Origin of the sequence: Corynebacterium sp. (genome assembly GCF_030535495.1) — a bacterium.
Classification (GTDB): domain Bacteria; phylum Actinomycetota; class Actinomycetes; order Mycobacteriales; family Mycobacteriaceae; genus Corynebacterium.
On record NZ_JAUNRW010000092.1, the window covers coordinates 1 to 8,280 of the forward strand.

Consider the following 8,280-nt stretch of genomic DNA (forward strand, 5'->3'; position numbering starts at 1 on the left):
CCCCGATGCGTATCGCCCCGACCTGCCACTTCACCATGGGTGGCCTGTGGACCGACTTCAACGAGATGACCTCCATCAACGGCCTGTTCGCCGCCGGTGAGGCCTCCTGGACCTACCACGGTGCGAACCGTCTGGGTGCCAACTCGCTGCTGTCCGCCTCCGTCGACGGCTGGTTCACCCTGCCGTTCACCATCCCGAACTACCTGGCCAACCACCTCGGCGAGGATGTTCTCCCGGCTGACTCCCCGGAGGCCGCCGAGGCCGTCGAGCGCGCCCAGGCACGCATCGACCGCCTGCTCAACGTCAAGGGCCCGAACCCGCACGGCGCCGAGTACTACCACCGCCAGCTCGGTGAGCTGCTGTACTTCGCCTGTGGTGTGTCCCGTAACGTCCCGGACCTGCAGGACGCGATCGTCAAGATCCGCGCCATCCGCGAGGACTTCTGGGCCAACGTCCAGATCCCGGGCGAGCAGAACTACATGAACCAGGCCCTCGAGTACGCCGCCCGCGTCGCCGACTACATCGACCTGGGCGAGCTCATGTGTGTCGACGCACTCGACCGCGACGAGTCCTGTGGTGCACACTTCCGTGACGACCACCTGTCCGAGGACGGCGAGGCCGAGCGCGACGATGAGAACTGGTGCTTCGTCTCCGCGTGGGAGCCGGCCGGCGAGGGCAAGTTCATCCGCCACGCTGACCCGCTCTACTTCGAATCGATCCCGCTGCAGACAAGGAACTACAAGTAATGAAGCTGACACTTGAGATCTGGCGTCAGGCCGGACCGACCCACGAGGGCGCCTTCGAGACCGTCGAGGTCCCGGATGCCGTGCCGCAGATGTCGGTGCTGGAGCTGCTCGACCACGTCAACAACCGCCTGGTGGAGGACAACCGCGAGCCCTACATGTTCGCCTCCGACTGCCGCGAGGGAATTTGTGGCACCTGTGGTCTGCTGGTCAACGGCCGTCCGCACGGCCCGGGCCAGAACACCCCGGCCTGCCAGCAGCGTCTGACCGGCTACAACGACGGTGACGTGCTCAAGCTGGAGCCGATGCGCTCTGCTGCCTTCCCGGTCATCAAGGACATGGTCGTCGACCGTTCCTCCCTGGACCGCGTCATGCAGAAGGGTGGCTACGTCTCCATCAACGCCGGCACCGCACCGGATGCCGACACCCTGCACGTCAACCACGAGACCGCCGAGTTCGCCCTCGACCACGCGGCCTGCATCGGCTGTGGCGCCTGCGTCGCCGCCTGCCCGAACGGTGCAGCCCACCTGTTCACCGGTGCCAAGCTGGTCCACCTCTCCCTCATGCCGCTGGGCAAGGAGGAGCGTGGCAAGCGTGCCCGTCACATGGTCGACGAGCTCGAGACCAACTTCGGTCACTGCACCCTCTTCGGTGAATGCGCCGACGTCTGCCCGGCGGGTATCCCGCTGACCGCCGTCGCCGCCGTCACCAAGGAGCGCGCACGTGCCGCCTTCCGCGGCAAGGACGACTAAGCTCGGGGTCACCCGAGTAACGAGAGACGAAAGCGAGTAAAGGCCAATGGCTTCCAACAACTTTGCCGTCGCCGATCAGGCATCCGAGAGCTTCCCGGACTACGCTCCGAAGCTCCACGACTCCTACATCGACGGCTACGACCCGGTGTCCCTGGGTGCGCCGCACTCCTCCCTGGAGCGTTCCTCCACCTGGATCGGCATGGGCCTCCTGCTCACCTCCCTGGCGGGCTTCGGCATCCTCATCTGGATGGCTGCCACCCTCCTGTGGGGCCAGGGTGTGACCGTCGCCGAGTACGACACCACGCTGTACCTCATCATCGGTGCCGTCATTGCGGCGGTGTGCATCATCGCCGGTTTCGCTCTGATCCACCGCGGTCGTCGTTACTACCGCGAGTACCGCGACACCACCGGTCGCAGGAACTAGCCTCACCAGCTGACGTCTTTCGGCCCCGTTCGGCCCGTCCCTCACAGGGGGACGGGCCTTTCGCGTTTCCGGGCCGTAGGGTGGATGAGGTGCGCCGCAACATCATCATTGTCCTCATCACGCTGATCACGGTCATCACGTCGATCAACATCCTCATGATCGCCTTCGAGCTGCTCTGAGGATAATGGTCGACATGGGTAGGCACAGTCAGCTCGAGCTTATCGACGCCCGCACCGTCCCCGGTCCCAGCCCGGACGTGGAGGCGCAGCGTCGCCGCGCCCTGCGCAACCACAAGATCTTCGTCACCAGCCTGCTGGTCGTCGCAGCCGTCATCTTCCTGGCGTGCAGCTGGTGGCAGAACCAGCCGGGCGGGGCGCCGGTGTGGGTCGGCTACGTCCGGGCCGCCGCCGAGGCGGGCATGGTCGGTGGGCTGGCGGACTGGTTCGCGGTCACCGCCCTGTTCCGGCATCCCCTGCGCATCCCCATCCCCCACACGGCGCTCATCCCGAAGAAGAAGGATCAGCTGGGCCAGGCGCTGTCGGAGTTCGTGGGGGAGAACTTCCTCAATGCCGAGCTCATCACGGAGAAGGTCTCGGGCGCCAACATCCCGGAGAAGCTGGGATCCTGGCTGGCGGAGCCGGACAACGCCGACAAGGTGTCCCGGGAGGCGGGTCGCCTGACGGCCAATGCCATCCGAGCGTTTGACCCCGCGGACGCGGAGATGCTCATCCAGTCCCAGCTCATCGATCGCTTCACTGAGCCCGAATGGGGTCCTCCCGCCGGGCGTCTGCTCGCCGATCTCATCGCGGACGGACGCACGGAGCCGGTCGTCCAGGAGGTGGTCACCTGGGCCCACCGGAAGGTGCTGGGGATGGAGGACACCGTCGTCACGCTTATCGACGAGCGGATGCCCCAGTGGGCGCCGAAGTTCGCCAAGGACCTCGTCGGAGCGAGGGTGTACAAGGAGCTCGTCGGGTTCACCGCGGCCGTGGCCAATGACCCCGAGCACGAGGCCCGTCATGCCATCCGGCGTTTCCTCGGGGAGCTGGCCGATGATCTGCAGCACGATCCGACGATGATCGCGCGCATCGAGGGGATCAAGCACGACCTCCTCGGCTCGACCCCGGTCCAGGGGGCGGCCGCGGCCATCTGGGCCTCCGCCTCCGCCTCGCTCATCGACGCCGCCGAGGACGAAACCTCCCTGCTGCGCACCAAGATCTCCGAACTGTGCGTCACGTGGGGCACCAACATCCAGCGGGACCCGCATCTGCGCGCCAGCCTCGACCGCCGGATCACCGGGGCCGCGGCCTTCCTGGCGGACAACTATGCGGGCGAGGTCACGGCGATCATCTCGGAGACCGTGGAGCGGTGGGACGCGGCCGAGGCCAGCGACAAGATCGAGCTCATGGTGGGCAAGGATCTGCAGTTCATCAGGCTCAACGGAACCATTGTGGGTGCGCTCGCCGGTTTAGCTATTTACACTGTGAATCACCTGCTCTTCGGAGCGTAACCACAGACGAAAGGGACAGTCCCCATGACCACCCCGAACGACAACAACAATTCCGTGCTGGACAACCTGCGTGAGCCCTTCCAGGCCTGGGTGTCCGCCGGCGCCCGCCTCGGCGACGTGGTTTCTGATTTCGCCGAGCGCTTCCGCGCCGACCGCGAGCGCACCGACGCGCCCTCCGACGTGCACAGCGTGTACTCGGGTGAGTCCGCCACGGCGGGCCAGTCCGCCAAGGAGCGTTTCACCACCGCCGCCCAGGAGGCACGTGCGGGCCTGACCGGGGCGAAGTCCACCGAGGACTACAAGAACGTCTCCCTCGCCTTCGCCGGCCGCGCCGAGGAGATCATCCGCGATCTGGCCGGTTCGGTGCGTCGCGCCGCCGGAGAGACCAAGGACTCCGACTCCGCCACCGAGGCGAAGGCCGCCTTCACCAGCGCCGTGTCCTCCGTGCGCTCCACCTTCGATGAGACCGTGGAGCAGGCCCGCGCCCGCCGCGCGGCTGGCACGGGTGATGAGGCCGGCGAGCAGTCCTTCATCGACGACCTGCGTCGTCGCCTCGATGATCTCATCGCGCGGGCGAGCACTGTCGTCGACAAAGACTCTGCTGCCACCGCCCCCGAGACCACCGCGAATGCGGAGGATGGCGCCGTGCCGCATATGATTGACGGCGAGGTCGTCAGCACCGACGACGTGTCGCACCCGAACAACAAGGACAACTAAGTAGTCACCATGTCACTGATCGCCGGTCTCAACCTGTTCGAGATGATCCTCTACGCCGCCATCGCCATCTGCGGTGTGGTCGGTGCCGCGTTCGCCGTGACCACACGGGACGACGCGTACCAGGCCGGCGACCGGCAGTCGAAGCTCATCTGGGTGGCCATTCTCATCGGCTCCGCCTTCGTGGTGGTCACCCGGGTGCCGTTCCTCTCCTGGGCCGGCATCGTGGCGATCGGTGTTTACTGGTTCGACGTACGCCCGCACCTGAGGTCCATCTCGAACGGTAACTTCGGCTGGTGACCGGTGACGCAGCGTGGCTTTCGGGCCACGCTTTTCTTCTGCTCGTTGACTCCGACGACGTCCCCGCCGGGATCGACCGCGCCCGCTCGGCGGGTCTGCGCGGGGTCGTTCTCGCCCCCTCCTGTCTGCAGGAGGCGGGGGACATGGTGGTGGCCGCGGTGGTGGGCTGGCCCACCGGCCGCCATCACACGCTGGTGAAGGCGGCGGAGGCCCGGCTGGCGGTTGCCCAGGGGGCGACGGAGATCTGGCTGGCCACCGACCCGCACATCGCGGACCCCAACGCCTTGTTGGCGGACATCGTCGCCGTGCGGGAGGCCGTGCCGCAACCGGTCACCCTCGCCGTGTACTGCGACCCCGCCCGCAGCGGGGCTGCTGCGCGCGCGTTGACGCAGGCGGCCGCGCTGGCGGGGGCGGACCGGATGGTGGGGGCGTCGATAAGCGGCGAGCTACCGCACACCCTCCTCGCCGATTCCCTCGCGACGGTGATCGACGCCCTCGAGGCCGGCGCCGACCGGGTGGCGGTCAGCGACGTGGCAGCGGTGTCTCCGCCACCTCACTGAGCGCGACGTTCTCCCCGCTGAGACGCAGGCGGGCGCCGCCGTCGATGACATCGAAGGCGTCGATGCGGAACTCGCCCGCCTGCTCCCGCACCCCCTCCTGCAGGCCGCGGGTGATGAGGTCGGAGACCTGCTGAGGCAGTGCGAAGCCGAACAGCGAGGCACCGGCCGCTTCGAAGGTGAGTTGGCCGTCGACGGGGCGGGGGATGAGGTTGAGCACCGCGGCCCCGCCGTTGAACTCCAGATCCAGGGTGCCCTCCGCCGGGTTGGCGCGCAGGTCGGAGACCTGGATGACACCGCCGCCGGCGCCCTCCTCCTGGATCGACTTCCGGACGGTGGCCAGGAGAAACTCAACCGGCACCTCCGTGGTGGTCACCATGTGCGCGGCGACGGGGTTCTCGCGGTCCCTGATGTCGAGGTCCGTGAGAGTCACATGCGCGCCCGGCTGCCCCAGCACGTCCTGATCGGTGACCTGCAGGGTGGAGGGGGTGGTGATCTCCACGTCGGGGACGATGCCGCGGACCGCTGAGAGCACCAGGGGGGTGGCGCCGAAGGAGATGGACGGATCCTCCTGCACGGTCACTCCGTCAGCGGCGGCCTGCTCCTCGAAGCTGGAGCGCAGTTCGTTGCCGATGAACCAGCGCAGCGCGAATTCCGCGACCAGCACCAGGACCAGCAGGGCGACGAGGATACCGACGAGAAACTTCCACACAGACGACATGCCAGACAGTCTAGGGGGCGACCGCGGCCCAGGGCACCGTCAGCAGGTTGTCGCGCAGCGTGCGGCGGACCGGGTCGATCGGCCAGCCGTCGTCGATGAGCATCTGCCGGGCCTGGCGCCACCGCACCCGCGGGCCGTAGGGCTCCCACCCGGCGGCCCGGTCCCAGGCGGCGTCGGCGGCGGTGAGCAGGGCGTGGATCCGCTCGCCCGGGACGTTGCGGTGGATGAGGATCTTCGGCAGGCGTTCGGCGACGTCCGAGGGCTTGTCCACATCCCACGGATCCCACGCCAGGGTCAGGGAGACGGGGCCGGCGGCGTCGAGAAGCAACCAGGTCGCGCGGCGGCCGATCTCATCGCAGGTGCCCTCGATGAACAGCCCGCCCGGAGCCAGGCGGGAGGTGACGGACTCCCAGGCCTCCTCAACCTGATCCACGTCATACTGGCGCAGCACATTGAAAGCGCGGACCAGATGGGGCCGGTAGCCGGCGAGCTCGAAACCGCCGAGCTCGAAGCGCACCCCGTCGCGCGGGGGCAGGACGCGCTCCGGGTCGATCTCCAGGCCGACGACCTCGATGTCCGGGCGGACAGTGCGCAGGCGGGAGGCCCATTCGACGGTGGTGGCGTGGGAGGCGCCGTAGCCGACGTCGAGGGCGAGGGGGGAGGGGGCGTCGAGAAGCAGCGCCCGGATACGGGGATGATGCACCGCCCACCGGTCGCAGCGGCGCAGGCGGTTGTGGCCGGTGGTGCCGCGGGTGACCACGCCGAAAGGCCGACCACGGCCCGCCTCCGCGCGGAGGTTGTGGGCATGGTCGGCCATGGGTGGAGCAGTAAGAAGAAAACGCCTAGGCGTTCTCGGTGATCCAGCGGTTGGTCAGTTCACCCTCGTTGTTGAACAGATCGCCCAGAGCCTCGGCGACCTTCGGCTCGATGGCCGGGCCCATGAACGGGATGTTCACGGAGACCTCGTTGGTGTAGGCGAGGGTGGTGGTGGCGTCATCGCCGGAGACGTTGATGTCACCGGAGAAATCAACCGGGGTGCCCTTGACGTCGGCGGTGTAGGTGACGGCGGAGGCGTTGTCCGTCAGCGGGCCGACGGTGACGACACGCTTGACCTTCAGGGCCTGCGAGATCATCGCGCGGACGGCCTCCGGGAGGATATCCAGCGGCAGGACCTCGAACAGGGTGGCCACGGCGCCGCCCTCGGTCTGCTGGAACTCATTGACCTCGCCCGGCTCCGGGGAGAGGTTCTCTGCGATGAACGCCCAGTAGTCGGGGTTCGTCAGCGCGGCGTGGACCTTCTCGACCGGCTGGTTGATGGTTACGGTGTTCTCACTGCGGGTTGCCATAGATAACAGACTACCGTTAAGCACGTGAGCGACTCATCTCTGACCCCGGACATACAGGCACATCTCAGCGATCTCGCAGACGTTCGGCTGGACACTGCCCTGACCTTCGCCGATCTGACCACCCTCCACCTCGGCGGACGGCCGTCCCTGGTGGTGCGGTGTGCGTCGGCGACGGCGGTGGCCGAGGTGGTCACGCTTCTCGACGCCCACGCGGTCCCCCTCCTCGTCGTCGCCGGGGGCTCCAACCTCGTCGTCGCCGACGGGGATCTCGATCTGGTGGTGGTGCTGCTGGAGAACGCGGAGGTGACGGTGGACGCGGCCAACGGTCGGGTCGTGGCCGGGGCCGGCGCTGTGTGGGATGACGTCGTGGCGGCGGCGGTGGCCGCGGGGCTCGGGGGCATCGAGTGCCTGTCGGGTATCCCCGGATCCGCCGGGGCGACGCCGGTCCAGAACGTCGGTGCCTACGGGGCCGAGATCGCCGACGTGCTGGTGCAGGTGCAGCTGCTGGACCGTGCGAGTGGCGAGGTCGCCTGGGTGCCGGCGTCGTCGCTGGAACTGGCGTACCGCTACTCCAACCTCAAGTTCACCTCGCGCGGGGTGGTGCTGGCCGTCGACCTGCAGTTGACCACAGACGGGTTGTCCGCCCCGCTGCGTTTCGGGGAACTGGCCCGCCGCCTCGGTGGGGCCGATCGCTGGCCGGTCGCCGATGTGCGGGAGGCCGTGCTGGAGCTGCGTCACGGCAAGGGCATGGTCGTGGTGGAGTCGGATCACGACACCTGGTCCGCCGGCTCCTTCTTCACCAACCCCGTCGTGCCGACGGAGGTGGCGGATGCCGTGCAGTCGAGCGTGCGCGCGAGCCGTGGCGACGAGGACGCCGACCGCATGCCGCGTTTTTCGGCCGCGGGAGGCGAGAAACTGTCCGCCGCCTGGCTCATCGAGAGGGCGGGCTTTTCCAAGGGCCATCCCGGGGAGGGGGCGCCGGTGCGACTGTCGACGAAACACACACTCGCCCTGACCAACCGCGGATCCGCCTCCACCGCCGACCTGGTTGTGCTGGCGCGCGAGATCCGCGACGGGGTGCGCGAGGCCTTCGGCGTGACCCTGGTGCCCGAGCCCGTCTGGATCGGGGTGTCCCTCGACTGAGTTGTCAACCGGTCGGGTGACCGGTGGCGGTTTCTGTGGATGGCCGCGGGAGTTGTCCACAGGCTGGTTG

At 68.1% G+C, this 8,280-nt stretch carries 11 protein-coding genes; 8 read left to right on the forward strand and 3 right to left on the reverse strand.

Going from position 1 to position 8,280, the window contains the following annotated elements:
- The 7 genes from Q4F73_RS09950 to Q4F73_RS09980 all read left to right on the forward strand — a co-directional run.
- Positions 1 to 746, forward strand: a 746-nt coding sequence (locus Q4F73_RS09950) for an FAD-binding protein (protein WP_303359195.1), incomplete at its 5' end; no start/stop codon positions are given.
- Positions 746 to 1,495, forward strand: coding sequence for a succinate dehydrogenase/fumarate reductase iron-sulfur subunit (locus Q4F73_RS09955; RefSeq protein ID WP_303359196.1), 750 nt, complete (start codon positions 746 to 748; stop codon positions 1,493 to 1,495). The genes Q4F73_RS09950 and Q4F73_RS09955, both read left to right, overlap by 1 nt.
- Positions 1,496 to 1,541: 46 nt before the next feature.
- The gene (locus Q4F73_RS09960; RefSeq protein WP_303359197.1) at positions 1,542 to 1,919 is read left to right on the forward strand and encodes a hypothetical protein; all 378 of its coding nucleotides are present in this window, start codon (positions 1,542 to 1,544) and stop codon (positions 1,917 to 1,919) included.
- A gap of 193 nt (positions 1,920 to 2,112) precedes the next feature.
- Positions 2,113 to 3,429 (forward strand): DUF445 domain-containing protein, encoded by a 1,317-nt coding sequence (locus Q4F73_RS09965; RefSeq protein ID WP_303359198.1) that lies wholly within the window; start codon positions 2,113 to 2,115, stop codon positions 3,427 to 3,429.
- Positions 3,430 to 3,453: 24 nt separating this feature from the next.
- Positions 3,454 to 4,146: a CGLAU_01105 family protein gene (locus tag Q4F73_RS09970; protein WP_303359199.1), complete on the forward strand. Its 693-nt coding sequence runs from the start codon at positions 3,454 to 3,456 to the stop codon at positions 4,144 to 4,146.
- Between the two features lie 9 nt (positions 4,147 to 4,155).
- Entirely contained in the window at positions 4,156 to 4,443 is a 288-nt protein-coding gene (locus Q4F73_RS09975; RefSeq protein ID WP_303359200.1) for a DUF2516 family protein, read from the forward strand.
- The gene (locus Q4F73_RS09980; RefSeq protein WP_303359201.1) at positions 4,440 to 5,003 is read left to right on the forward strand and encodes a hypothetical protein; all 564 of its coding nucleotides are present in this window, start codon (positions 4,440 to 4,442) and stop codon (positions 5,001 to 5,003) included. The genes Q4F73_RS09975 and Q4F73_RS09980 overlap by 4 nt, the downstream gene beginning before the upstream one ends.
- Here Q4F73_RS09980 and Q4F73_RS09985 read toward each other — a convergent pair.
- The 3 genes from Q4F73_RS09985 to Q4F73_RS09995 are packed head-to-tail and all read right to left on the reverse strand — an operon-like array spanning position 4,966 to position 7,067.
- Positions 4,966 to 5,721: an LmeA family phospholipid-binding protein gene (locus tag Q4F73_RS09985; RefSeq protein WP_303359202.1), complete on the reverse strand. Its 756-nt coding sequence runs from the start codon at positions 5,719 to 5,721 to the stop codon at positions 4,966 to 4,968. The genes Q4F73_RS09980 and Q4F73_RS09985 overlap by 38 nt on opposite strands.
- Before the next feature lie 10 nt (positions 5,722 to 5,731).
- The gene (locus Q4F73_RS09990) at positions 5,732 to 6,538 is read right to left on the reverse strand and encodes a class I SAM-dependent methyltransferase (protein WP_303359203.1); all 807 of its coding nucleotides are present in this window, start codon (positions 6,536 to 6,538) and stop codon (positions 5,732 to 5,734) included.
- 25 nt (positions 6,539 to 6,563) lie between these two features.
- The gene (locus tag Q4F73_RS09995) at positions 6,564 to 7,067 is read right to left on the reverse strand and encodes a DUF2505 domain-containing protein (RefSeq protein WP_303359204.1); all 504 of its coding nucleotides are present in this window, start codon (positions 7,065 to 7,067) and stop codon (positions 6,564 to 6,566) included.
- Positions 7,068 to 7,091: 24 nt separating this feature from the next.
- On the opposite strand from Q4F73_RS09995, the gene Q4F73_RS10000 reads away from it, so the two are divergent.
- Positions 7,092 to 8,210: a UDP-N-acetylmuramate dehydrogenase gene (locus Q4F73_RS10000; RefSeq protein WP_303359205.1), complete on the forward strand. Its 1,119-nt coding sequence runs from the start codon at positions 7,092 to 7,094 to the stop codon at positions 8,208 to 8,210.
- Positions 8,211 to 8,280 lie beyond the last annotated feature (70 nt).